21 protein-coding genes, 1 pseudogene and 1 riboswitch are annotated in these 24,730 nt (G+C 71.2%); of the genes and pseudogenes, 15 read left to right on the top strand and 7 right to left on the bottom strand.

Going from position 1 to position 24,730, the window contains the following annotated elements; translation table 11 throughout:
* A pseudogene (locus tag ACWGIG_RS12915) lies at window positions 1-103 on the top strand (Lrp/AsnC family transcriptional regulator); the annotation flags it as partial.
* On the opposite strand, the gene ACWGIG_RS12910 reads toward ACWGIG_RS12915, so the two are convergent.
* Window positions 100-711 carry a Repetin gene (locus ACWGIG_RS12910; protein ID WP_453321598.1) on the bottom strand — a complete coding sequence of 204 codons (612 nt, stop codon included), beginning with the start codon at window positions 709-711 and terminating at the stop codon, window positions 100-102. The pseudogene ACWGIG_RS12915 and the gene ACWGIG_RS12910 sit on opposite strands and share 4 nt — an antisense overlap.
* 396 nt (window positions 712-1,107) lie before the next feature.
* On the opposite strand from ACWGIG_RS12910, the gene ACWGIG_RS12905 reads away from it, so the two are divergent.
* Together ACWGIG_RS12905 and ACWGIG_RS12900 are read left to right on the top strand one after the other, a co-directional pair.
* Window positions 1,108-1,908, top strand: a complete 801-nt coding sequence (locus tag ACWGIG_RS12905) for a carbon-nitrogen hydrolase family protein (RefSeq protein WP_453321602.1) — start codon at window positions 1,108-1,110, stop codon at window positions 1,906-1,908.
* Between the two features lie 59 nt (window positions 1,909-1,967).
* Complete coding sequence (locus ACWGIG_RS12900) at window positions 1,968-3,662, top strand: flavin monoamine oxidase family protein (RefSeq protein WP_453321597.1); 1,695 nt, start codon at window positions 1,968-1,970, stop codon at window positions 3,660-3,662.
* A 48-nt stretch (window positions 3,663-3,710) separates the two neighbouring features.
* Here ACWGIG_RS12900 and ACWGIG_RS12895 read toward each other — a convergent pair whose 3' ends face one another.
* Window positions 3,711-4,439 carry a DUF5995 family protein gene (locus tag ACWGIG_RS12895; protein ID WP_453321596.1) on the bottom strand — a complete coding sequence of 243 codons (729 nt, stop codon included), beginning with the start codon at window positions 4,437-4,439 and terminating at the stop codon, window positions 3,711-3,713.
* A 337-nt stretch (window positions 4,440-4,776) separates the two neighbouring features.
* Between ACWGIG_RS12895 and ACWGIG_RS12890 the strand changes: the two genes are divergently transcribed.
* Window positions 4,777-5,901 (top strand): glycoside hydrolase family 6 protein, encoded by a 1,125-nt coding sequence (locus tag ACWGIG_RS12890; RefSeq protein WP_453321601.1) that lies wholly within the window; start codon window positions 4,777-4,779, stop codon window positions 5,899-5,901.
* 121 nt (window positions 5,902-6,022) lie between these two features.
* Here ACWGIG_RS12890 and ACWGIG_RS12885 read toward each other — a convergent pair whose 3' ends face one another.
* Window positions 6,023-7,414 (bottom strand): uracil-xanthine permease family protein, encoded by a 1,392-nt coding sequence (locus ACWGIG_RS12885; protein ID WP_453321595.1) that lies wholly within the window; start codon window positions 7,412-7,414, stop codon window positions 6,023-6,025.
* Window positions 7,415-7,547: 133 nt separating this feature from the next.
* Complete coding sequence (locus ACWGIG_RS12880; protein WP_453321594.1) at window positions 7,548-8,744, bottom strand: MFS transporter; 1,197 nt, start codon at window positions 8,742-8,744, stop codon at window positions 7,548-7,550.
* Window positions 8,745-8,855: 111 nt separating this feature from the next.
* On the opposite strand from ACWGIG_RS12880, the gene ACWGIG_RS12875 reads away from it, so the two are divergent.
* Window positions 8,856-10,019: an ROK family transcriptional regulator gene (locus tag ACWGIG_RS12875; protein WP_453321593.1), complete on the top strand. Its 1,164-nt coding sequence runs from the start codon at window positions 8,856-8,858 to the stop codon at window positions 10,017-10,019.
* Window positions 10,020-10,058: 39 nt separating this feature from the next.
* Here ACWGIG_RS12875 and ACWGIG_RS12870 read toward each other — a convergent pair whose 3' ends face one another.
* Window positions 10,059-12,443, bottom strand: a complete 2,385-nt coding sequence (locus ACWGIG_RS12870; protein ID WP_453321592.1) for a chitinase C-terminal domain-containing protein — start codon at window positions 12,441-12,443, stop codon at window positions 10,059-10,061.
* A gap of 296 nt (window positions 12,444-12,739) precedes the next feature.
* A riboswitch (FMN riboswitch) is annotated at window positions 12,740-12,870 on the top strand.
* 207 nt (window positions 12,871-13,077) lie between these two features.
* Between ACWGIG_RS12870 and ribD the strand changes: the two genes are divergently transcribed.
* The 10 genes from ribD (at window position 13,078) to ACWGIG_RS12820 (ending at window position 21,736) form a co-directional block, all read left to right on the top strand.
* Complete coding sequence (gene ribD / locus ACWGIG_RS12865) at window positions 13,078-14,166, top strand: bifunctional diaminohydroxyphosphoribosylaminopyrimidine deaminase/5-amino-6-(5-phosphoribosylamino)uracil reductase RibD (protein WP_453321600.1); 1,089 nt, start codon at window positions 13,078-13,080, stop codon at window positions 14,164-14,166.
* 2 nt (window positions 14,167-14,168) lie between these two features.
* Window positions 14,169-14,783 (top strand): riboflavin synthase, encoded by a 615-nt coding sequence (locus ACWGIG_RS12860; protein WP_453321591.1) that lies wholly within the window; start codon window positions 14,169-14,171, stop codon window positions 14,781-14,783.
* Window positions 14,780-15,439, top strand: coding sequence for a nicotinamide mononucleotide transporter family protein (locus tag ACWGIG_RS12855; RefSeq protein ID WP_453321590.1), 660 nt, complete (start codon window positions 14,780-14,782; stop codon window positions 15,437-15,439). The genes ACWGIG_RS12860 and ACWGIG_RS12855 overlap by 4 nt, the downstream gene beginning before the upstream one ends.
* Entirely contained in the window at window positions 15,436-16,782 is a 1,347-nt protein-coding gene (locus tag ACWGIG_RS12850) for a bifunctional 3,4-dihydroxy-2-butanone-4-phosphate synthase/GTP cyclohydrolase II (protein ID WP_453321589.1), read from the top strand. The genes ACWGIG_RS12855 and ACWGIG_RS12850 overlap by 4 nt, the downstream gene beginning before the upstream one ends.
* Before the next feature lie 25 nt (window positions 16,783-16,807).
* Window positions 16,808-17,293, top strand: coding sequence for a 6,7-dimethyl-8-ribityllumazine synthase (gene ribH, locus ACWGIG_RS12845; protein ID WP_362427573.1), 486 nt, complete (start codon window positions 16,808-16,810; stop codon window positions 17,291-17,293).
* A 35-nt stretch (window positions 17,294-17,328) separates the two neighbouring features.
* Window positions 17,329-17,601 carry a phosphoribosyl-ATP diphosphatase gene (locus ACWGIG_RS12840; protein ID WP_389248687.1) on the top strand — a complete coding sequence of 91 codons (273 nt, stop codon included), beginning with the start codon at window positions 17,329-17,331 and terminating at the stop codon, window positions 17,599-17,601.
* A 53-nt stretch (window positions 17,602-17,654) separates the two neighbouring features.
* Window positions 17,655-18,503 carry an ATP phosphoribosyltransferase gene (hisG, locus tag ACWGIG_RS12835; protein ID WP_453321588.1) on the top strand — a complete coding sequence of 283 codons (849 nt, stop codon included), beginning with the start codon at window positions 17,655-17,657 and terminating at the stop codon, window positions 18,501-18,503.
* 54 nt (window positions 18,504-18,557) lie between these two features.
* The gene (locus ACWGIG_RS12830) at window positions 18,558-19,016 is read left to right on the top strand and encodes a PH domain-containing protein (protein ID WP_453321587.1); all 459 of its coding nucleotides are present in this window, start codon (window positions 18,558-18,560) and stop codon (window positions 19,014-19,016) included.
* A gap of 258 nt (window positions 19,017-19,274) precedes the next feature.
* Complete coding sequence (locus tag ACWGIG_RS12825; protein WP_453321586.1) at window positions 19,275-20,627, top strand: hemolysin family protein; 1,353 nt, start codon at window positions 19,275-19,277, stop codon at window positions 20,625-20,627.
* Window positions 20,624-21,736: a hemolysin family protein gene (locus tag ACWGIG_RS12820; RefSeq protein ID WP_453321585.1), complete on the top strand. Its 1,113-nt coding sequence runs from the start codon at window positions 20,624-20,626 to the stop codon at window positions 21,734-21,736. Before ACWGIG_RS12825 ends, ACWGIG_RS12820 begins: the two co-directional genes overlap by 4 nt.
* Window positions 21,737-21,805: 69 nt before the next feature.
* On the opposite strand, the gene ACWGIG_RS12815 is transcribed toward ACWGIG_RS12820, so the two are convergent.
* Together ACWGIG_RS12815 and ACWGIG_RS12810 are read right to left on the bottom strand one after the other, a co-directional pair.
* Window positions 21,806-23,692 carry an AAA family ATPase gene (locus ACWGIG_RS12815; RefSeq protein ID WP_453321584.1) on the bottom strand — a complete coding sequence of 629 codons (1,887 nt, stop codon included), beginning with the start codon at window positions 23,690-23,692 and terminating at the stop codon, window positions 21,806-21,808.
* Window positions 23,693-24,116: 424 nt separating this feature from the next.
* Entirely contained in the window at window positions 24,117-24,719 is a 603-nt protein-coding gene (locus tag ACWGIG_RS12810; protein WP_453321583.1) for a uridine kinase family protein, read from the bottom strand.
* Window positions 24,720-24,730: the final 11 nt, after the last annotated feature.

The following is a 24,730-nucleotide window of genomic DNA, read 5'->3' as shown; positions in this document are numbered from 1 at the left end:
GGTCCTGGAGCGGATCGCGGGGGAGCCGTTCGTGGAGCGGACGAAGTCGGTGCTGGTGCTCTCGCCGCTGCTGCGGCGGTTCTCGTCGGGGTCGCCAGCCTAGCGTGACGGCAGTTCCAGCGGCAGTACCGCGAAGTCGCCCGTCTTCGCGTCCACCTTCTCGATCGGCACCGAGCCCAGGCACTTGCGCAGTCCGCGCGGCTGCTCCTTGATCGTGCCGTCCAGCAGCCAGCTGTAGCCCAGCCGGTCGCCCTCGGGGCGGTCGTCGACGGTGATGCCGACCCGCTTGCCGCGCTGCCCCTTGATGTTGCTCTTCTCCACGGTGCCGCTGACGATCGCGACCTTGCCGCCCGTCACCAGGCAGTCCACCGTGACGTTCGCCCACTGGGTCTCCTCGGCTCCGGGGAAGCGGTGGCTGATGGTGAAGGTGCCCTTCGCCTCCTCGGGGCTGACGTCGGGCGCCAGGTGCGCGTCGAAACTGAAGGTGATCTCGTGCCCGGGCCGGTCCAGGTTGGCCTTCCCGGTGAGGGCGGCGGCCTCACGTGCCGCGGAAGCCCCAGTAGCCCCAGTAGCCCTGGAAGCCTCGGAAGCTCCAGAAGTCCCAGTGGCCCCGGAGGCGGTCGCGGTGCCCGCCGCCCCGGCCGTGACCAGGAGAGCCGCGGCGAGGGCCGCGAGGCGGGTCCTGCGGGTGAGGGTGATACGGGTCGTCATGGCGAAGCCCTTCGTGGGAGTCCTGCGAGGCCGGGAGCGGTGTTTCCCGACGAGCACCACTCTTTCGCCGACCCCCGGAACCCCGCATCGCCCCTGGGGACCCTCCCGCCTCCGCCGCCCGGCGGAGAGGCCCTCCACCGCGCGCCGGAGGGGGCACCCGCGCACGACTTTCCACCGCACACCCCGGAGGGCCCGTGCGGACCCGTCCGCACCCCCTCGCCCCGTACGCAACGAATCGCCGCCGACCCCCCTGTCCGCGCAACGGATCAACGGTCGGTCCGCAACGCTCGTGCCTTGTCCCGGGTGAACGCCGGACCGTACCGTCATTAGGTCCCTCACCCCACCCTCCCCACCCGCCCGAGGTCCGCCATGCCGTCGTCCCCGCCCGCGCAGCCGCTGCGCATCGCCCTGCTCCAGAGCTCCGGGCGACCCGGCTCCGTGGCAGCGAACCTCACGGTCCTCGACGAGGCCGCGGGCCGGGCCGCCGCCGCCGGGGCCTCGCTGCTGGTCACGTCGGAGATGTTCCTGACGGGTTACGCCATCGGCGAGGACGTCCACCGGCTCGCCGAGAGCGCCGACGGCGAGGGGGCCGACGCGGTGGCCGACATCGCCGCACGGCACGGCCTCGCCGTCGTCTACGGCTACCCGGAGCGCGACGGCGCACAGGTCTTCAACTCTGCCCAGCTGATCGACGCCACCGGCACCCGCCTCGCCAACTACCGCAAGACCCACCTCTTCGGCGGCTTCGAGCAGAAGTGCTTCACCCCCGGCGAACAGCCTGTGATCCAGGCCGAGTTGGGTGGCCTGCGGGTCGGCCTGATGATCTGCTACGACGTGGAGTTCCCGGAGAACGTCCGCGCCCACGCCCTCGCGGGCACCGACCTCCTCCTGGTGCCGACCGCCCAGATGCACCCCTTCCAGTTCGTCGCCGAGTCGCTCGTCCCGGTGCGCGCCTTCGAGAACCAGATGTACGTCGCGTACGTCAACCGGACCGGCCCCGAGGGCGAGGGCGAGGACGCCTTCGAGTTCGTCGGGCTGAGCTGCCTCGCGAGCCCCGACGGCGCCACCCGGGTCTGCGCCGGACGCGCCGAGGAGCTCGTCGTGGGCGAGGTGGACCCCGTACTGCTGCGCAGCTCCCGCGAGACCAACCCGTACCTGCGCGACCGCCGCCCGGGGCTGTACGGCTCGCTGGCCTGACCGGCCCTGCCGCCCCCGCCCCTTCTTCCCCGTTCCGTCCCGCAAGGAGTCCGTACCCCATGACGTCCACGGTGCCCACCGCCGTCCAGCACACCGACGCGCAGCCGCCGATCACCATGTTCGGACCGGACTTCCCGTACGCGTACGACGACTTCCTCGCCCACCCGGCGGGCCTCGGGCAGATACCCGCGGCCGAGCACGGCACCGAGGTCGCCGTGATCGGCGGCGGACTGTCCGGCGTCGTGGCCGCGTACGAACTCATGAAGATGGGCCTCAAGCCCGTCGTCTACGAGGCCGACCAGATCGGCGGCCGGCTGCGCACCGTCGGCTTCGAAGGGCCCAGCACCGAGGGGCTGACCGCGGAGATGGGCGCGATGCGCTTCCCGCCGTCGTCGACCGCCCTCCAGCACTACATCGACCTGGTGGGCCTCACCACCCGGCCGTTCCCCAACCCGCTCGCCCCGGGGACCCCCTCCACGGTCGTCGACCTCAAGGGCGAGTCCCACTACGCGGAGACCGTCGAGGACCTCCCGCAGGTCTACCGCGACGTCGCCGCCGCCTGGAACGCCTGCCTCGAAGAGGGCGCCGACTTCTCCGACATGAACCAGGCGATGCGCGAGCGCGACGTGCCGCGCATCCGCGAGATCTGGGCCTCGCTCGTCGAGAAGCTCGACAACCAGACCTTCTACGGCTTCCTCTGCGAGTCGGAGTCCTTCAAGTCCTTCCGGCACCGCGAGATCTTCGGCCAGGTCGGCTTCGGTACGGGCGGCTGGGACACCGACTTCCCGAACTCGATCCTCGAAATCCTCCGGGTCGTCTACACCGAGGCCGACGACCACCACCGCGGCATCGTCGGCGGCAGCCAGCAGCTCCCGATGCGGCTGTGGGAGCGCGAGCCGCAGAAGCTCGTGCACTGGCCCCTCGGCACCTCGCTGAAGTCGCTGCACGACGGCGACCCGAAGCCCGCCGTGACCCGGCTGCACCGCACCGCGGGCAACCGGATCACCGTCACGGACTCGTCCGGCGACATCCGTACGTTCCCTGCGGCGATCTTCACCGCCCAGTCCTGGCTGCTCCTGTCGAAGATCGAGTGCGACGACACGCTCTTCCCCATCGACCACTGGACGGCGATGGAGCGCACCCACTACATGGAGTCCAGCAAGCTCTTCGTGCCGGTGGACCGGCCGTTCTGGCTGGACAAGGACGAGGAGACGGGCCGTGACGTCATGTCGATGACGTTGACGGACCGCATGACCCGGGGTACGTACCTCCTGGACGACGGCCCGGACAGGCCCGCCACGATCTGCCTCTCGTACACCTGGTGCGACGACAGCCTCAAGTGGCTGCCGCTGTCCGCGCAGGAGCGGATGGAGGTCATGCTCAAGTCGCTCGGCGAGATCTACCCGAAGGTCGACATCCGGAAGCACATCATCGGCAACCCGGTGACCGTCTCCTGGGAGAACGAGCCGTACTTCATGGGCGCCTTCAAGGCGAACCTGCCCGGCCACTACCGCTACCAGCGCCGTCTGTTCACCCACTTCATGCAGGACAGCCTCCCCGAGGACAAGCGCGGCATCTTCCTCGCGGGCGACGACATCTCGTGGACGGCCGGCTGGGCGGAGGGCGCGATCCAGACCGCGCTGAACGCGGTCTGGGGCGTCATGCACCACTTCGGCGGCGCCACGGACACCACCAACCCGGGGCCGGGCGACGTCTACGAGGACATCGCCCCGGTGGAGCTTCCCGAGGACTGATCCGCTCCGTCGCACAGCGGGGTGGGGACCGGCGCAGCGGGGTGGGGCTCAGCGCAGCGGGGTGAGCAGGCAGCGCCCCACCAGTCCCACCCCCGCGTCCATCTGGTGCGCGAACTCCTCCGCAAGTTCGGGGAGTTCGCGCAGTCCCCACAGCACCCGGGCCGCCGACCAGGCCGCGTCCCTGGCCCGCTCCAGGCTCCACGTCCCCACCAGGTGCGTCAGCGGGTCGGCGATCTCCAGCAGGTCGGGTCCCGGCATCAGCTCCTCCCTGATCCGCTCCTCCAGAGCGACCAGCGCGTCCCCGACCCGGTCGAACTCCGCCTCCACGTCGCCGGGCGCGCACCCCAGCACCGCACAGGTGTCGACCACGGCCAGGGCCAGGTCGTGCCCGATGTGCGCGTTGATCCCCGCGAGCGCGAACTGCAGCGGACGCACGCCCGGATGGCGCCGGTACTGGAACAGCGGGCGCCAGCAGGCAGGAGTACGGCGGCCCGCGGCGGCGGATTCCACGGCCGACAGATAACGTTCCGCGAACAGCACGTCCAGCGTGGCCGCGGCGTGGGGATCGGGAAAGCGACCGCCTTCGATCTGCCGGCCGATCTCCTCGGTCACCGACAGATAGACCCGGTTGAAGACCGCGACCCCGTCGGCCGGGTGCCATCCGGAGTGCACCGTACGCATCCGGTGCACGACGCCGTCCACGGCCGACCGTGGGGTGAGCAGCGCGGAGAGCCGTGTACGGTCCCTCTGAACTGCGAAGTGCTCGATCTGTGCCATGGGGGCAGCGTCCCAGTCATAGGCTTTGCGCGATGCAGCCGGGCCGGGGCTTCCCCAGAACGAGGGAACGGCTAGCCCCCGGTACCGGGGGGAGAGTGGGGGGAGAGCCACGGTGTCAGGCATACCAGGCCAACGCCGGAAGGACCGCGCCGAAGTCCGGCGCGGCAAGAGCGAGGACAGCAGCGCCACGAGCGTTGCGAGCGCCGGAAGCACGGGCGGCGGAGACGGCACGGCCCAGCTGGTCGGTGCCGGCACGGGCTCCGGACGGGCGGCGCGGCGCGGCCGGAATCCCGCCAGGGGTGACAAGCGTGTGAACGCTGCGTCCCTCCGCGGCGCCATGGCCGTCCTCGCCTCGGCGGTCGTCGCCGTCGGCACGGTCAGCGGAGTCGTGTCCGCGACCTCGGGCGAGGGGGAGCGGGAGCGCACCACCGCGGCCCCGGAAGTGACGAAGGCGCCGGTGATGCCACCGCTCCCCGCGGTGCCCAGCCCGTCACCGACCACCGCCTCACCGTCGCCCACCGCCACGGCGACGAAGAAGCCGGCGGCCAAGAAGCCGGCGCCGAAGAAGAAGCAGCCGCCCCGGCACCAGAGCGCACCGGTCTCCGGCAGCCTCTACCTGCACCCGGAGTCACAGGTGCTGGACTGGGTACGGGCCAACCGGGGAGACCCGCGGCAGTCGCTCATCCAGTCGAAGATCGCCGCACAGCCGGCCGCCGTCTGGTTCGCCGAGTACAACCCGAGCACCATCGCGAGCAAGGTCCGCGCGGTGACGTCCGGAGCCGCGGCGGCGGGCCGGGTCCCGGTCGTCGTCCCGTACGCGATCCCGGAGCGGGACTGCGGCGGCGCCTCGCAGGGCGGCGCGCCGGACTTCGACGCGTACGACTCCTGGATACGCAGCTTCGCGTCCGGGCTCGGCAAGGGAGACGCGATCGTCATCCTCGAACCCGACTCGATAGCCCAGACCGACTGTCTGAACGACGGCCAGCGGGCCAACCGCTTCGCCGCGCTCTCCCGGGCCGGCAAGGCCATCCACGCGGCCAACCCGAACGCCCGCGTCTACTTCGACGCGGGGCACTCCGGCTGGCACGCCCCCTCGAAGATGGCGGGCTACCTCCGTCAGGCCAACGCGGCGACCAGCAGCGACGGCATCTTCACCAACGTGTCGAACTTCCACCGCACCGCCGACGAGGCCTCGTACGCCCGCCGGGTCCTCTCCGCCCTCGGCGGCCCGTCCTCCCTGGGCGCGGTCATCGACACCAGCCGCAACGGCAACGGCGCACCGGCGGCGGGCCAGTGGTGCGACCCGTCGGGCCGCGCCCTGGGCCGCCCGCCGACCACCCGCACGGGAGAGGCCCGCATCGACGCCTACCTCTGGGTCAAACTCCCGGGCGAATCGGACGGCTGCAAGGGCTCGGCGGGCAGCTTCACACCGGACTACGCGGTGGAGCTGGCGAACGGGTGACCCTCCCAGCCCGTCCGGCGTTTGAGGCAGCGCGGACGCAGTCCGTGCACGGGGTGAGGCGAGGGGGAGACCCCACTGCCCCCCCGGGGGCGGCCCCGCTGCCCAAGGGGGCTGGGCAGGATCAGCGTCGCTCCGACTCGCCCTCCGTGTCGTACGACGACGTCCCCTCGTCCAGCAACGGCTCGCTCTTCCTCATGTGCGCCGGCGCCAAGGCCCGCAGTACGTGATACCCGGTGATCACCACGATCGTCCCCAGTGCGATCCCGCTCAGCTCGAAGCTGTCGGTGAACTTCAGGCTGACCCCGCCGACCCCGATGATGATCCCCGCCGCCGCCGGCACCAGGTTCAGCGGATTGCGCAGGTCCACCTTCGCGTTGATCCAGATCTGCGCGCCGAGCAGCCCGATCATGCCGTACAGGATCACCGTGATTCCGCCCAGCACCCCACCCGGAATCGCCGCCACGACCGCCCCGAACTTCGGGCAGAGGCCGAACAGCAGGGCGAAGAAGGCCGCCGCCCAGTAGGCCGCCGTCGAGTAGACGCGGGTAGCGGCCATGACGCCGATGTTCTCGGAGTACGTCGTGTTGGGCGGCCCGCCGACAGCGGTCGACAGCATCGAGGCCGCGCCGTCCGCCGCGATCGCGGTGCCCAGCTTGTCGTCGAGGTTGTCGCCGGTCATCTCGCCGACGGCCTTCACGTGCCCCGCGTTCTCCGCGACGAGAGCGATCACGACGGGCAGGGCGACCAGGATCGCCGACCACTCGAAGCTCGGCGCGTGGAAGGACGGCAGCCCGATCCAGTCGGCCTTGGCCACACCGGACAGATCCAGCCGCCAGTGATCCACGGCCGCACCGCCGCCCATCGTCGAGTTGATCTTCCCGAAGACCTGGTCGAAGACCCATGAGATCCCGTATCCGAAGATCAGCCCGAGGAAGATCGCGATGCGTGAGAGGAAACCGCGCAGTGCCACCACGGCCAATCCGGTGAACAGCATCACCAGCAGCGCCGTCCACTGGTCCTGCGGCCAGTACGTGGAGGCGGTGACCGGTGCCAGGTTGAAGCCGATCAGCATGACGACCGCTCCGGTCACCACCGGCGGCATCGCCGCATGGATGATCCGCGCCCCGAACTTCTGCACGGCGAGCCCCGCCAGGAACAGCACGGCGCCCACCACGAGCACCGCGCCGGTGACCGTGGCACTGTCGCCGCCGGTCGCCCGGATCGCGGCGGCCACACCCACGAAGGACAGCGAACAGCCCAGGTAGGAGGGCACCTTGCCCTTGGTCGCGAGCAGGAAGATGACGGTCGCGACACCCGACATCATGATGGCGAGGTTGGGGTCCAGGCCCATCAGCACCGGGGCGACGAAGCTCGCCCCGAACATCGCCACCACATGCTGCGCACCCAGCCCCGCCGTGCGCGGCCACGACAGCCGCTCGTCGGGTCGGACGACGGCTCCGGGCGCGGGAGTGCGCCCGTCACCGTGCAAGGTCCAGCGGACGCCGAGGCCCATGGGTGCTCCCGTTCAGCTCTGTACAGCTCTGCAAGTGATCCGAATCGATCGAATTGATCGCACCAAATGCTATGGCTGAAAAGGACTGCCCACTGCCCGCCCGACGGCGTCCCCTGCTTCCCCCGGCTTCTCGCTACTTCCCGCCCGACGGCGTCCCCGCCGCCTCCTTCGGCGCGGCCTCCCGGCCCGCCCCGCGCAGCACCTGGGCCCCGACCACGAGCCCGAACGCCAGCAGCGTCACCAGCCCGAACGAGACCACCAGCGACGTCACGTCCGCGACCGCCCCGATCGCCGACGGCGCGAGCAGCCCCGAGGTGTAGGTGATCGTGGCGACGCCCGCGATGGCCTGGCTGGGATTGGGCCCGCTGCGTCCGGCCGCCGCGAAGGCCAGCGGTACGACCACGGCGATCCCGAGCCCCATCAGCGCGAACCCGGTCATCGCCACCCACACGCCCGGAGCCAGCGCCACCAGCAGCCCGCCGACGGTCGCCAGCACCCCGCCGACGCGCACGGTCAGGACCGGTCCGAACCGGTCCACGACCTTGTCGCCCGCGAGCCGCGCCACCGCCATGGTCAGCGCGAACGCCGTCGTGGACGCCGCCGCGAGACCCGGGTCGGTGCCCAGTACGTCCCGCAGGTAGACCGCCGACCAGTCCAGCCCCGAGCCCTCCGCGAAGACGGCGCAGAAGCCGACCGCACCGATCACGACCGCCGACTTCGGCGGCAGCGTGAAGCGCGGCGGAGCCTGGGCCTCCGGTGCGCTCTGCAGATCCAGTACTCCCTGGCAGGCGGCCAGCCCCGCGGCGGTCAGCACCAGCGCCGCGAGCAGGTGGTGCAGCCGGGCGTCGCTGCCCAGGTGCGCGGCGAGCGTGCCGCCGGCCGAACCGATCAGCGCGCCCACGCTCCACATGCCGTGCAGCCCGGACATGATCGACTTGCCGAGCCGGTTCTCGACCTCCACGCCCAGCGCGTTCATCGCCACGTCCGACATGCCCGCGCTCGCGCCGTACACGGCCAGGGCCGCGCACAGTGTCCAGATGTTCGGCGCCAGCGCGGGCAGGATCAGCGCCAGCGTCCACAGGGCGAGGAGGCCGCGCAGGGCGTTGCGGGCGCCGAACCGGTGGCTGATCGCCCCCGCGAGGGGCATGGTCAGGGACGCACCGATCGCCGGGAAGGCGAGGGCGAGACCGAGCTGGCCCGCGCTGATCGAGGTGTGGTCCTGGATCCACGGGATGCGGGTGGCGAAGCTGCCGGTCACCGCGCCGTGGACACAGAAGACGGCCGCGACGGCGTACCTCGCCCGCTTCAGCCGTTCCGTACCGAATTCCATGTCTCCCTCTCACGCCCTGACCGGGTGCCCGGCCGAGTCCCTGAAGCTCCGTGTCGCGCCGTAAACTATCAGGAAGCCTGCCTGATAAATAGATCTGGAAGGATCTGGCTCATGCCCGCCTCCCCGAGCACCGCCCGCGCCATCAACGACCGGCGTGCCCTGCAACTGCTCCAGGAGGAGGGCCCGTTGACCGCAGGACAGCTCAAGACCCTCACCGGACTCTCCCGTCCCTCCGTCGCCGACCTCGTCGAACGCCTCCAGGGCGAGGGCCTGATCGCCGTCGTCGGCGAGAGCGGCGCCGAGCGCCGCGGGCCCAACGCGCGGGTGTACGGGATCGTCGCCGCACGCGCGTACCTGGCCGCCCTGGACGTCAGGACCGACAGCGTCGCCGTCGGCGTCGCCGACCTCCTCGGCCGCACCCTCGCCGAGGCGACCCTGGCGATGGGGGAGGACGTACCCACCGAGCAGGCGGCGGAAGCGGCCGTCGCCCTGCTGGAACGCACCGCACGGGGGGCCGGGGCCACCGCCCTGCACACCGTCGGCATCGGCGCCCCCGGCCTCATCGACCCGGCGACCGGGGAACTGCGCGACTCCTCGGGCCTGCCCGCCTGGCACCGCAGACTCATCGCCGTACTGCAGGAACGGCTGCCCGCCGCCGTCCTCGTGGAGAACGAGACCAACCTCGCGGCCGTCGCCGAACAGCGGCTCGGCGCCGCCCGCGCGCACGAGACCTTCGTCTTCCTGTGGCTGGGCAAGGGCGTGGGGGCAGCCGTCGTACTGGACGGCAAGGTGCGCAGAGGGGCGTCCGGCGGCGCGGGCGAGATCGGGTTCCTGCCGGTTCCCGGGACGCGAGGGCTGCCCTCGGCGACCGGTTGCGACGGGGGTTTCCACTCCCTCGTGGGAGACGCGGCTGTCCGCGCGCTCGCGCAGGCGCACGGTCTGCCCGGAGCGAGCGACGGGGCGGCGGCCATCGCCGGCGCACTGGAGGCGGGCGAGCGGGCCGAGCCCTTCCTCGACGCCCTCGCGGAGCGCCTGGCACTGGGCGCGGCCTCCGTCGTGGCGGTCCTCGACCCGGGCTGCGTGGTGCTCGGCGGCGAGATGGGTCTGGCCGGCGGCAAGGTCCTGGCCGACCGGGTCGAGGCACGGCTCGCTCAGCTCTCCCCGCTGCACACCGAGGTACGGGCCGGGGCGCTCGGCGGCGGCGCGGTGCTGGACGGCGCCCTGCTCATCGCCAGGGAAGCGGCCCAGGACGAACTCTTCGCCCCGGCGGGCTGACAGCCGGGGCGAAGAGGCGGGCGGGGGACGTCAGCGGGTTCAGCAGGTACCGAGGTCCTGCCAGACGCCCCATTCACCGGTGGTGCCGGGCTCGGCGCCCTGCGTCCACCACTTGGCCTTCCACTGGTGCCCCTTGTGGGAAACGCTCACGCCACCGCCGTACGCCTTGTCCGCGACGTACGCGGGCGCGGTGCACGCGCCGGGGGTCGGCGTCGGATCGGGGCCGGGGCCCGGTCCCGATCCGGGCTCGACGGTCTCGGTGCCGCGCGCCAGGTCACCGGCGAGCGCGTACGACGTACCGCCGATGTTCACCGTCCAGTTCCACGGCGTGGAGACCGGCAGGTAGTAGTTGAACGACAGCTCGACCGAAGCGCCCGGTGCCAGCGCCTGCCACGCGGGAAGCTTCAGCGAGGCCCGGTGGAAGTCGCCCTTCAGGCCCCCGACGTTGCTGCCGGTGTGGTCGCTGCTGATCACCTTGGTGCCGAAGCCCGACTGGTCGGACGCGTTGGCCGGGGCCGCCGTCGAGTAGTCGAACTGGAACTCCGTGCCGCCCGGCAGGGACGTCTTCGTGTGGTTGGTGATCTTCAGCTTCGGGGTGATCGGGTAGTTGGAGTCGCCGAGCTTGAAGTCGCCGAACTCCACGCCGATGTCTACGGCCTTCTTCGGCAGCGCCTTGTTCGAGACGGACGCGCCGTACGGCTTCGCCGCCTTGAACCTGTCGTACATCAGGGAGGTCAGCGTGGAGCCGGTCTCGTACTGGCCCTTGGCCGCGTTCCAGCCGTAGTCGCCGGCCAGTTCCCAGATCATCGTGCCGCCGATGCCCCGGTCCACCACGTAGTCGGCCTTGGCGCCGATCGACTGCTCGTCCTCCGTCGACAGGAAGACCTTCTTGTCGGCGTTCCAGAGCCACGGCGCGACCAGCGAGGAGTCGTACTTGCGGACGTAGGCGCCGGTCAGCCTGGTGTCGGCGGGGAAGCCGTACTTCGAGACGTAGTCGCCGACGATCCCCTTCTCCAGGTTCTTCGCGTGCCACATCGGGTTGGAGCCCGCCGGGGACTCCTTGCCGTTGTCGTCCTTGTCGTGCCAGAGGTTGTCGATGCCGACGGCGCCGTCACCGCACTTCGTCAGCCCCGATCCGGCCGGGCAACTGGTGGCCGCGGCCTTGCCCCACAGCCCGTCGGTGCCGCCCTGCACGTTCTTGTGGCCGCGCGTGTAGTACGGCAGGCCCACGTTGATGCGTCCCGCGGGCATGGAGCCACGGAAGTAGTGGTACGCCCAGTCGGTGTTCAGGTAGCCGATTCCGCCGTACTGCGCGCTGCCGTAGACATTGGCTCCGGCGAGTTCGCCGTCCTTGCCGTTGTCGAAGAGCGAGGCGTTCGGGCCGACGTGCTCGTTCCAGGCGCCGTGCAGGTCGTAGGACATGATGTTGACGTAGTCCAGGTACTTCTGGACCTGGAAGGTCTCCATGCCGCGCAGCAGATAGCCGGACGAGGGGGCCGCGACGGTCAGCAGGTAGTGCTTGCCGTCGGCGGCGCCCGCCGCGTCGAGCTTCTCGCGCAGGCTCTTCATCAGCGCCGCGTAGCCCTTGACCAGGCCGCCGCGCCGGGCGTTGGAGATCCCGAAGTCGGCCGGGTGGCCCGCGTCCTTCATCGACGTCGGGTACTCGTAGTCGATGTCGACGCCGTTGAATCCGTACTTCTTGATGAAGGAGACGGCCGAGTCGGCGAAGGTGTTGATGCCGGCCTGGTTCACCGAGCCGTCGGCGTGGGTGGCCATCGTGTAGAACCCGCCGGAGCCGACGCGCTTGCCGTCCTCGCCGAAGTAGCCGCCGGTCTCGGCCCAGCCGCCCACGGACACGAGGGTCTTGACGTCCGGGTGCTGCTTCTTGAACTTGTTCAGCAGGTTGAAATGGCCCTTGTAGGGGAGTGCGGGGTCCATCTCGGCGCCCGCGACCCCGGGCCAGGTCATCCCGGTGGCGGCGTTCTTCTCGCCGTCCGCACCGACGGACAGCTTGTTGGAGCCGTCGATGTGCCCGAACGCGTAGTTGAGGTGGGTGACCTTGTCCCAGGGGATGTCGGACGCCAGGTAGGAGGGCAGACCGTCCTTGCCGGTGCGCCAGCCGGTGAAGTAGCCGATGACCCGGCGCTGGTGGTCGGCGCCCATCTTCTCGCGGCCCTCGGCGTCGTAGACCGAGCAGTACGGGACGTCGACGCCGGGTGTCTTGTGGAGCCCGTCGGGTCGACAGGACTCGTTGTCCACGGCGGCGGGGGCCGCGGCCGGGGCGGCGTGGGCGGAGAGCGTGCCGGCGAGGAGTGCGGCGAGAGCGGTGGCGGCGGTGCCCGCGGCGAGCAGGGAGAGCCGGGAGCCGGGGGCGCGGGACCGGGGGGATCCGGTGGATCGGGTGGATCTGGTGGGGGACAGCACGTCAGGTCCTCCTGGGGAGGCTCAGCGTCACACGACGGTACGGGGATGGGTCCGTGTTGCGTGCCCGGGGCGTGCGCACACCCGGCGGGCTGTCTCCTGGGAGTGACGCAGACGTTAAGAGGACTAGACCAGCGCGTCAATAGGTCTGGACCATTGGGTGTGACTCGCCCCACATGTCCCCCGGGTGTGCCCCGTGTCCCTGAACGTGACGGCCTCGCACCTGTCTGTGAGTCACCCCACAAGTCCGTCAGGGCGCGCCGCCGATCAGTCGTGGCACACTGGCCGTGTACCAGCAGCAGCGCACTCCGGGGTCGGTGTAATTCCGAACCGGCGGTTATAGTCCGCGACCCGGTCACCTCCAGTGACCGGTTGACCAGGTGTAATTCCTGGACCGACGGTGAAAGTCCGGATGGGAGGCAGTGCGCGGCGGGCCGTCACAGGTCTCTTTTTCGGTACGCCGCCGTCGGCGGGTTCGTTCCGGGTTTCCCGGGCAGAGCCCTCTTTTCCGGCCCGGCGTCGCCGTTGACGTACCCGTGATGTCACCCGCTTCATCTGTCGTCATCGACAGCCCCGGAGTCCGTGCCCGAAGAGGCAGGAGGACCCGGTGGCAACCGCCGCAGCCGATGAGACCGCGATGCGCCGAGCCGTGGAGCTCGCAGCACGCGCACTCGGCGCCACCAGCCCCAATCCGGTCGTCGGATGCGTCATCACCGACGCCTCGGGCACCGTCGTCGGCGAGGGCTTCCACCAGCGGGCCGGCGGCCCGCACGCCGAGGTCCACGCCCTGCGGGACGCCGGGGACCGGGCCAGGGGCGGCACCGCCTACGTCACCCTGGAGCCCTGCAACCACACCGGTCGCACCGGCCCCTGCGCCCAGGCCCTGGCCGACGCCGGCATCACCCGCGTCGTCTACGCCGTCGCAGACCCGAACCCGCAGGCCACCGGCGGAGCGGACACCCTCCGCGCCGCCGGCTTCCAGGTCGAGCAGGGCCTCCTCGAAGCCGAGGCAGCCGCCGGGAACGCCGCCTGGCTCACCTCCGTACGACTGCACCGTCCGTACGTCCTGTGGAAGTACGCGGCCACCCTCGACGGCCGCATCGCCGCAGCCGACGGCACCAGCCGCTGGATCTCCTCGGCCGGGTCCCGCGCCGACGTGCACCGGCTGCGCGCCGAGTCCGACGCGGTCGTGGTCGGCTCGGGAACGCTCCGCGCGGACGACCCGCACCTGGCCGTACGCGGCATCGAGGGCGCGGTGCAGCCGCTGCGCGTCGTCGTCGACACCCACGCCACCGTCACGCCCGGCGCCCGGGTCCTGGACGACGCGGCGCCGACGCTGATCGCGGTCGCCGAGGACGCGAAGACCGACCTCCCCGACGTCCTGCGGCTGCCCCGCACCGGCGCGGGACTCGACATCCCCGCCCTGCTCGCCGAGTTGTACGCACGCGGCATCCGCTCCGTGCTGCTCGAAGGCGGACCCACCCTCGCGGGCGCGTTCGTCGCCGCGGGAGCCGTCGACAAGGTCGTCGGCTACCTCGCCCCCGTACTCCTCGGCGCGGGCCCCGCCGCCCTCGCCGACGCAGGAATCACCACGCTCGCGGACGCGTTGCGCCTCGATGTGACCGAGACGGTCCGCATCGGCCCCGACCTCCGCATCAGTGCTGTCCCTAGAGCTGCCGTCCCCACCGCTGCCGTCCCCACCACTGCCCCCTCGAAGGAGCGCTGAGCGTGTTCACCGGAATCGTCGAAGAACTGGGTGAGATCACCGCCGTCGAGAACCTCGGCGACTCCTCCCGCTTCCGCCTGCGCGGCCCCCTCGTCACCGAGGACGCCAAGCACGGCGACTCGATCGCCGTCAACGGCGTCTGCCTCACCGTCGTCGACACCTCCGACGGCGAGTTCACCGCCGACGTGATGGCCGAGACGCTGAACCGCTCCAGCCTCGGCGCCCTCGCCGTCGGCTCCCGCGTCAACCTGGAGCGCCCGATGGCGCTCGGCGGACGGCTCGGCGGCCACCTCGTCCAGGGACACGTCGACGGCACCGGCACCATCGTCGCGCGCACGCCCTCCGAGCACTGGGAGATCGTCAAGGTCGCCCTGCCGGACGGGCTCGCCCGGTACGTCGTCGAGAAGGGCTCCATCACGGTCGACGGCGTCAGCCTCACCGTGGTCGACGCGGGCGACGACCACTTCACCATCAGCCTCATCCCCACCACCCTCGCGCTGACCACGCTCGGCATCAAGCAGCCCGGCGACCCGGTCAACCTCGAAGTGGACGTGCTCGCCAAGTACGTCGAGCGGCTGCTCGGCGCCCGTACCGACTCCAAGGAGACCGTGAAGTGAGCGCCTTGTCCTGGCTCAACTCCGAAGCCTTCACGGCCTTCGGCCAGCACATCCTGTGGTCCGACATGGTCGGCAACAGCATGGGCCTGCTGGCCCTCGCGCTCGGCTGGCGGCGCTCCATATGGAGCTGGCCCGCCCAGCTCCTGTCCGGCGTCATCCTGGTCGCCGCGTACGCCTCCGTGCACCTCGGCGGCGGCGTCGGCAAGCAGCTGCTGGTCATCGGCGTCGCGGTGTGGGGCTGGCGGCAGTGGCAGCGCGGCAAGCAGCAGGCGCAGGACGGGACGATCGCCGTCCGCTTCGCCACCTGGCGCGAGCGCGGAATGCTGCTCGGCGGCGCGGCCCTCGGCACCCTCGCCGTCGGCGGCCTGTTCACGCTCTTCCCGTCGCTGTCCTGGAGTCCGTGGGCCGACGCCTACATCTTCGTCGGCACGCTCGCCGCGATGGTGGCTCAGGCCCGCGGCCTGGTCGAGTTCTGGTTCGCCTGGCTGCTGGTCGACCTCGTCGGCGTCCCGCTGGCCTTCTCCAGCGGACTCGCCTTCTCCGGTTTCGTCTACGTCATCTACCTCGCCCTCGTCCTGTGGGGGATGCGGGACTGGTGGCTGCGCTCGCGCGCCGCTGCCGCCACCGCGCCCGCCCTCGAAGGAGCCACGGCATGACCACCGCCCTGACCCCCGCCCCGTACGACAGCCGGGAGGCACCGGTGACCGACGACCTCCACGACGGCCAGGTCCTCGCACTCGACCCCGTCGAGCAGGCGGTCCGCGACATCGCGGCCGGCCGCCCGATCGTCGTCGTCGACGACGAGGACCGGGAGAACGAGGGCGACCTGATCGTCGCCGCCGAACTGATCACTCCCGAGATCGTCGCGTTCATGATGAGCGAGTGCCGCGGCCTGATCTGCGCCCCCATGGAGGGCCCGGAGCTCGAACGCCTTGCCCTGCCGCAGATGGTCGAGCACAACACCGAGTCCATGCAGACCGCCTTCACCGTCTCCGTCGACGCGTCCGCCGCACACGGCGTCACCACCGGAATCTCCGCCTCCGACCGCGCCGCCACGCTGCGGCTGCTGGCCTCCGGCGACAGCACCCCCGGCGACTTCGTACGTCCGGGCCACATCTTCCCGCTGCGCGCCCGCCCCGGCGGCGTCCTGGTCCGCAACGGCCACACCGAGGCGGCCGTCGACCTGGCCCGCCTCGCGGGGCTGCGCCCGGCCGGCGCCATCGTGGAGATCGCGGACGAGCACGGCGTGATGCTGCGGCTGCCCGAGCTGATCCCCTTCGCCCGCAAGCACGGCCTGACGATCATCTCCATCGAGGACCTGATCGCCTACCGCCGCGCCACCGAGGCCCCCGTGGCGGTGGCGCCCCCCGCGCCCCTCGTCCGGCGCGAGGCGGAGGTCCACCTCCCCACCTCCCTCGGCGACTTCACCGCGTACGGCTACCGCGCGACCGACGGCGTCGAACACGTCGCCCTCGTCCACGGCGGGATCGGCGACGGCGAGGACGTCCTGGTCCGGCTGCACTCCGAGTGCCTCACGGGCGACATCTTCCACTCGCTGCGCTGCGACTGCGGCCCCCAGCTCGACGCCTCCATGCGCCGCGTCACCGAGGCCGGCCGCGGCGTCGTGGTCTACCTGCGCGGCCACGAGGGCCGCGGCATCGGCCTGCTGTCCAAGCTGCGCGCGTACGAACTCCAGGAGCGCGGCGTCGACACCCTCGACGCCAACCTCGAACTGGGCCTGCCCGCGGACGCCCGCGACTACGGCGCAGGCGCACAGATGCTCACCGACCTCGGCGTGCACAGTGTGCGTTTGATGACGAACAACCCGGACAAAATCACCGCGCTGGTACGACACGGACTCACCGTCAGCGGACGCGAGGTCATGCCCGTGCAAGCGAGTGAGCACAACCTGCGGTACCTGCGCACCAAGCGGGACCGGATGGGCCACGACCTGCCCTGGCTGGACGGCGCCGCCGCCCCCACCTGCGGCAATCAGTAACCACATCACAGAGGAGAGAACAGACGTGAGCGGCAAGGGCGCACCCGAACTGAGCGTGAAGAACTGCAGCGACCTGCGGGTGGCGGTGATCGCGGCCCAGTGGCACGAAAAGATCATGGACGGACTCGTCGACGGCGCCCTGCGCGCCCTGCACGAGCTGGGCATCGACGAGCCCACCCTGCTCAGGGTCCCCGGCAGCTTCGAGCTCCCCGTCGTCGCCAAGGTCCTCGCGGGCCGCGGCTACGACGCGATCGTCGCCCTCGGGGTCGTCATCCGCGGCGGTACCCCCCACTTCGAGTACGTGTGCCAGGGGGTCACGCTGGGCCTCACCCAGGTCTCCGTCGACACCGGCGTCCCCATCGGCTTCGGCGTGCTGACCTGCGACACCGAGGAGCAGGCCCTCGACCGGGCCGGACTCGTCGGCTCCGTCGAGGACAAGGGCCACGAGGCCGTCACCGCCGCCGTCGCCACCGCGACCACGCTGCGCACGGTCGCCGAACCCTGGCGCTGAGTGCCGGACCGGCACCCCGTACCCTAAGGACCATCATGGCCAACAAGACTTTCGAAGAGCTCTTCTCCGAGCTCCAGCTCAAGGCCGCCAACGGCGACCCCACCACCTCCCGCACCGCCGAGCTGGTGGACAAGGGCGTCCATGCCATCGGCAAGAAGGTCGTCGAGGAGGCCGCCGAAGTCTGGATGGCCGCCGAGTACGAGGGCAAGGAAGCCGCCGCCGAGGAGATCTCGCAGCTGCTGTACCACGTCCAGGTGATGATGGTCGCCCGCGGGATCTCGCTCGACGACGTCTACGCCCACCTCTGAGCACGACTTCCCACCGCTCCGCAATTCCCTTCGCACCAAAGGAAGCTGACCTCATGCTGCGCATCGCCATCCCGAACAAGGGCTCCCTCTCCGGACCTGCGTCGGCGATGCTCCATGAGGCCGGCTACCAGCAGCGCAAGGAGTCCAAGGAGCTCGTCCTGGTCGACCCGGAGAACGAGGTCGAGTTCTTCTACCTCCGCCCCCGGGACATCGCGATCTACGTGAGCTCCGGCAAGCTCGACATCGGCATCACCGGCCGTGACCTGCTCCTGGACTCCGGGGCGAACGCCGAGGAGATCCTCCAGCTCGGCTTCGCCCGCTCCACGTTCCGCTACGCCACCCGCCCGGGCACCGCGACCGGCGTGCAGGACTTCACCGGCATGACGGTCGCCACCTCCTACGAGGGCATCGTTGCCAAGCACCTCGCCGACGAGGGCATCGACGCCTCCGTCGTCCACCTGGACGGCGCCGTCGAGACCGCCATCGAGCTGGGCGTCGCCCAGATCATCGCGGACGTCGTCGAGACCGGGACCTCGCTGCGCAACGCGGGCCTGGAAGTCATCGGCGAGCCCATCATGAAGTCCGAGGCCGTCGTCATCCGCCGCACCGGCGCCGACGCGGACGACCCCAAGGTCCAGCAGTTCCTGCGCCGCCTCCAGGGCGTCCTGGTGGCCCGTTCGTACGTGATGATGGACTACGACTGCCGGGTGGAGCACCTGGAGAAGGCCGTCGCCCTGACGCCCGGCCTGGAGTCCCCGACGATCTCCCCGCTGCACCACGAGGGCTGGGTCGCGGTCCGCTCCATGGTCGCCGCCAAGGAAGCCCAGCGGATCATGGACGACCTGTACGAGCTGGGCGCGCGCGCCATCCTCACCACGGCCATCCACGCCTGCCGGCTCTGACGCCCGCGCCCCTCCGCCTTTTCCGGCCCCGCCTCTTTACACGTACGCAGAAGGATGCCGTCCGCCGTGTCGCAGCCCGAACTCCCCGTCCTCCCGGTCACCTTCCGGCCGAACCGCACCCGGGCGGTCCTGCTGACCGTGGGGGTGGCGCTGTTCGCCGTGGTCTCGGCGGTCGGCCTGATGCTGGAGATGCTCAGCCCGGGGGAGCGGCTCAGCTTCATCTTCACCGGCGCGCTCCTCTTCGCCGTCCTGCTGCTGCTCAGCCGCCCCAAGGTCGTCGCCGAGGAATCCGGCGTCACCGTGGTGAACCTCACGACGAAGCGGCGACTGGAATGGGCCGAGATCCTGAAGGTCAACCTGCGCCCCGGCGACGCCTGGGTGTTCCTGGACCTCAGTGACGGCACCAGCCTGCCCGCCCTCGGCATCCAGCCCGGCATCGCCAAGGAGCAGGCCATCCGCGACGCCCGCGCCCTGCGCGCCCTCGTCGAGGCGCGGGGCACGCACAGCGACTGACCGGATCCTCCGCGCCGGTCCCGGGTCCCGGCGTACGGATACTCACCGGCTGAGCCCCTGCCGCCGCACGGGCAGTCTTGTTTACTCTGTGGGGTGGGGCGCCAAGTGCGCCCCACCCCGCTCAGTACGGCCCTCGTGGCCCGCGGGGTCGCACCTTCGACCCAAGGAGTGACTCCCTCCAGCAATGGACGGATCGTCCGGCAGTACCTGCGCCGCCCCCTCACCTCAAGCTCCCACTGCTCCTCTTGAGGCGGCGGCATGACCATCCCGATTCTGCTGCTTGCCGCAGCATTCCTCCTGATCCTCGCCAACGGCTTCTTCGTGGCGGCCGAGTTCGGCCTCGTCACGGTGGAGCGGCCCGAAGCCGAACGCGCCGCCGCGGCGGGCGACAAACGAGCCGGTACGGTCGTGAAGTCCCTGCGCGAGCTGTCCTTCCAGCTCTCCGGCACCCAACTCGGCATCACCCTCACCTCCCTCGTCGTCGGCATGCTCGCCGAGCCCGCGCTGGCGGCGCTCCTCGACGGGCCGCTGACCGCCACCGGGATACCGGCGGGCGCCGTCTCCGGCATCAGCGTCGTCATCGGCATGCTGGCGGCCTCCGCCGTGCAGATGGTGATCGGCGAGCTCGTGCCGAAGAACTGGGCGGTCTCCAAGCCGCTCCAGGTCGCCCGCTTCGTGGCCGGCCCGCAGTACCGCTTCTCGACCGTGTTCCGGCCGGTGATCTCCCTCCTCAACTCCGTTGCCAACCGCCTCGTACGGGCTCTGGGCGTCGAACCGACGGACGAGCTCGCCTCGGCACGCACACCCGGCGAACTCGTCTCCCTGGCCCGGCACTCGGCACGCGCCGGGACGCTGGAGCAGGACACCGCCGACCTGTTCGTACGGACCCTGTCCCTCGGACACCTCACCGCGCAGCACGTGATGACGCCGCGCGTGAAGGTCAGCTCCCTCCAGTCGTCCGCGACCGCGGCCGACGTCCTCAACCTCACCCGGGCCACCGGTCTCTCGCGCTTCCCCGTCTACCGGGAGCGCATCGACGAGATCGTCGGCATGGTGCACCTCAAGGATGCGCTCGCCGTCGCCGCGCACGAGCGCATGCGCGTGCCCGTCGGCCGGATCGTCGTGCCGCCGCTGCTCGTACCGGAGACGCTGCCCGTGCAGCAGCTCCTGGAAAGGCTGCGCAGCGAGCAGCCGATAGCGGTCGTCGTCGACGAGTACGGCGGCACCGCGGGCGTCGTCACCCTGGAGGACATCGTCGAGGAACTCGTCGGCGAGGTCCGCGACGAGCACGACGCCGAGGGCGCCGACCGGCCCGAGCTGGCCGCTCTCGCCCCCGCGGACGACGGCAGCCCGTCCTGGGAGGCCGACGGCAGCTGCCGGGTGCTCACCCTGCGCCGGATAGGACTCGACGTCCCCGACGGCCCGTACGAGACGGTGGCGGGCCTGGTGGCCGACCTGCTCGGCCGCATCCCGGCCCCCGGTGACCGGGCCGAACTGCCCGGCTGGAAGCTCTCCGTACGGCAGGTGGACCGCTACCGGGCGGAGCGCGTGCGCCTGGTGCGCACGGTTGCCGCCCCGTGTGCCAAGCAGCTCACGGAGGCCGCACGATGAGCGCCCTCCAACTCCTCTTCGCGCTGCTCCTGGTCCTGGCCAACGGCTTCTTCGTCGGCGCCGAGTTCGCGCTCGTCTCCGTGCGCCGCAGCCAGGTCGAACCCCTCGCGGCGAGCGGCTCCGCCCGTGCCAAGCAGGTGATGTACGGGCTCGAACACCTGCCGCAGATGATGGCGGCGGCCCAGTTCGGCATCACCGTCTGCTCGCTGACGCTCGGCGCGGTCGCCGAACCCACGGTCGCGCACCTCCTGGAGCCGCTCTTCCACGCGGCCCACGTGCCCGCCGGGCTGATCCACCCCCTCGGGTACGCGATCGCCCTCGCGGTCGTCGTCTCCCTCCACCTCGTCATCGGCGAGATGGTGCCGAAGAACCTGGCGATGGCGGCCCCCGAGAGGACCGCCCTGTGGTTCAGCCCCGGCCTGGTCGGCTTCGCCCGGCTGTGCCGTCCGGTCACCGCGGCGCTCGGCTGGTGCGCCCGCATGGTTCTGAAGCTGTTCCGGGTGGAACTCAGGGAAGAAGTCGAATCCGTCTTCACCAGCGAACAGCTCAACCGACTGGTCGAGGACTCGGGACAGGCGGGCCTGCTGGAACCCGGCGAACAGGAGCGCCTCGAAGACGCCCTGGAGCTGGGCAGCCGCCCGATCACGGACGTACTGCTGCGCCGGGCGACCCTGGTGACGGTCGACCCGTCGGTGACCCCGCGCCGGATCGAGGAGCTGACGGTCCGCACGGGCTACTCCCGCTTCCCGGTCTGCGCGACAGGCCCCGCGGGCGCGTTCATGGGGTACATCCACGTCAAGGACGTCCTCGACCTGGACGAGACGGACCGGGCGGTCCCGCAGCAGGTGTGGCGCCCGATGACCACGCTGCGGGCCGAACTCCCGCTGGACGACGCGCTGTCGGTGATGCGCCGTGCGGCTACGCACCTGGCGCAGGTGGCGGACGCGTCGGGCCGGGTCCTGGGCCTAGTCGCCCTGGAGGACGTGCTGGAGATGCTGGTGGGAGAGGTACGGGACCCGGCGCACCGGGTCGCTGTGCAGGCGGCACCGGTGTCTGCACAGCTTGCTCAGCCGAGGGTGGAGTCGGAGGCGGGGGTACTGGCGGGGTAGCGGAGAGGTGGGTGCGGGTGGGTGGCCGGCGCCGCAGGCAACCCGCACCACCCACCGCCCGCACAGGGCCTATCCCTGGCCCTCCCCCCTTCCCACCGGCCCCCGCCCCGACAGCACCTCCCCGTACGCCTGCATCAGATCCGGCAGTCGCAACGTCGACAAGTCGTCGCGCGTCGGCGTCGACGCGTACCCCGACAGCCGCAGGTCCCGATAGGCGCAGCTCTTCTCGTACAGCGTCCGCAGGAACCGCCCGTTCCCCAGCTCGTCGATCCAGCCCTGGGCGACGACGTGCCCGCTGATGCTCCGCAGCTCCTCCAGGGACTCCTCGTCCCACGCGTCCCCGTTGTCCCCGGCCAGCACCTCGCCGATGCTGGTCAGCTCCAGCGGCCGGTAGCTCGGGAAGTCGACCCGGGTCGTGAACCTCGACGACAGACCGGGATTGGCGGCCAGCAGCCGGTCCATTCCCTCCGGGTAGCCCGCCAGGATCACCACCAGGTGGTCCCGGTTGTCCTCGGCCCGCTTCAGCAGCACCTGCAGCGCCTCGTCGCCGTACGCGTCGCCCTTGCTGTAGCCGGAGTTGGCCAGGCTGTACGCCTCGTCGACGAAGAGCACCCCGCCCATCGCCGAGTCGATCAGCTCGTTCGCCTTCACCGCCGTCTGGCCCAGGAACTCGCCCACCAGGTCCGCCCGTTGGGCCTCCACCAGATGGTCCCCGCCCAGCAGTCCCAGTGCGTAGAAGACCCGTCCCAGAATCCGCGCGACCGTCGTCTTGCCCGTCCCGGAGGGACCGGAGAAGACAAAGTGACGTTTCGGCGGCTGGACCGGAAGCCCCTGCCCGGCCCGCAGCCTCGCCATGTTCAACTGGGCGGACAGCGCCCGCACCTGGCGCTTCACCGGCTCCATTCCGACCATCCGGTCCAGCTCCCCGAGCGCCTGCTCCAGGAGCGCCGGATCGGAAGGCCCGGCCGGGAACGGCGGCAGTCCCACCGGCAGCGGCGGCCCCGCCTTCTCCCGTACGCCCGTGGGCGGGCCCGGCTCCACCACGCCCCCGAACGGCAGCTGGCCGTCGCCGCCCTTCCGTAGCTCCCCACCGCCCTCCAGGGAGTCGAACTCGCCCTGGGACTCCGCCGAATCCTGGCTGGCCATCGCCACCGTCGCCAGCCCGGCCGCCGACTCGTCGTACCCGTCCAGGCCGTCGCCCTCGGAGATCGCCGCGAGCCGGGCCGCGGTGTCCATGAAGGCCGGGTCGACCCGGTGCACGGCCCGGTACAGGGGGAGCGCGGCGGCGGAGCGCCCGGTGCCCTCGTGCGCCCTGGCCAGCCAGTAGCGCAGCTCCTTGCGCTGCGGCTGTTCGCTGCGGCAGCGCATCAAGGAGGCGGACAGCAGCGGCTCCGCCTGGCCGAACATCTCCAGCCTGACCCGCGCCATCCCGCCGAACAGGCCCGACTCGATGCCGAGCAGCGGATCGTCGACGAGGGGGTCCGTGTGCCGGACCAACTGGTCCCAGTCCTTGACCAGATACGCCCGGCACGCGTGCAGGAACCGCACCTGCTGATCCGTGTCCACGGGTGGCAGATCCGCCAGCGCCCGGTCCAGCTCCGGGACGTGGCGTCCGTCCAGCCAGTGCGAGGCGTGCGCGAGCAGCAGGTCCCGCGGGCTCTCAAGGACCGGCTGCACCCACCAGCCCAGCCAGTACCAGGAGTTGAGTGTCCTGCGGTGCCTGGCGCGCTGCTCGCCGAACCGCTCCCGGTGGCGGTACATGCGTAAGAGCGCCGTCGTCGTTTCGATCCGCAGGGCGTGGAGGCCGAGCCAGCCGTCCGCCATCCCCGGATCGAGCCGTACCGCCGTCCGGAATTCCTCCTCCGCCTGCGGATACGCCCCCATGGTGTAGGCGTCCACGCCGCGCAGCCAGGCGAGATCGGCCGGGGCGCGCGTGCCCTGCGTGCCGAAGTCCATCACGTCCCCCACAGACCGTGCCCCCCGTGATGTGCGTCGGGCGTGTGCCAGTGGCCGTATGCCGTTGGCACTTGCCCGAACCGCTGTGTCCCGGACGGGAATTGACCGCACCGAAGGGCATCGTACCTGGGCAGGGGGCAGGGAAATAAGGGTGCCGCGAGGCCTGCGCGGATGGTGACCCTGGGTGAGCGAAAGAGGCCTCTGTGCGCCCCGGAATGACAGGAGAGGGCAGAACGAAGCCCCCGATCACGGGGGAACAACCGGGGGCTTCGTGTCTGCGGGCGGCTCCGGAAAGCCGCACAATGAGAACGTAAGACCTGTACGCCCCCTGGGTCAAGCGGAGTTGGGGCACTCGCGGGGGAGGTTTTCCGGCCGTTCCACAGGGTTGGGGCAGGTAGTCACGCTCGGTGACGTATCGGTTCGCTCATGCGGTCGCGGGGGTTCCCTGATGCCACTCGTAACCCTCGCGCAACTGCCGTACCAGGGTGTCGGCGAACGGACGGGACGGGTCCGCCGAGAAATGCTCCGTCTCGGCCTCCGTCCAGCCGTCCCAGAATGCGGACTGCCCGGCTCCGTCCCGCTCCCGGCCGCGTTGCCAGGACCGCTCGGCGTCCAGATCCATCCACAGGAGATGGGCGAGGAGGGGCCGCAGCGCGCGTCGGCCGGCCCCCACGCCCTCCATGAGGACGACCGGAGCGGGCGGCAGCTCGCGCACCTCGGGCCCGAAGCGGCGGAGCGTCCAGTCGTACGGCGCGTACCGCGCGCACTCGCCCCGCGACAGCGGCCCGGTCACCAGGGAGAGCAGCCGGTCCGTCCAGGCGAACAGCTCCGCGTGGCTCGCCAGATCGTCCAGGTGCAGTACGGGCGCCCCGCCCAGAGCGTCCGCCAGGCGCCCGGCGAAGGTGCTCTTGCCGGAGCCCGCGTGGCCGTCCACGGCGATCAGCCGCACCGGACCGCAGGACGGCGGCAGGGTGCGGAGCCGTGCGGCGAGAGGGGCCAGCGGTGTGGGCGGGGCGGTGCTGTTCATTCGGGCCACCC

This window comes from Streptomyces sp. NPDC054863, from assembly GCF_053610825.1.
This window is presented reverse-complemented; position numbering and strand designations above follow the sequence as displayed.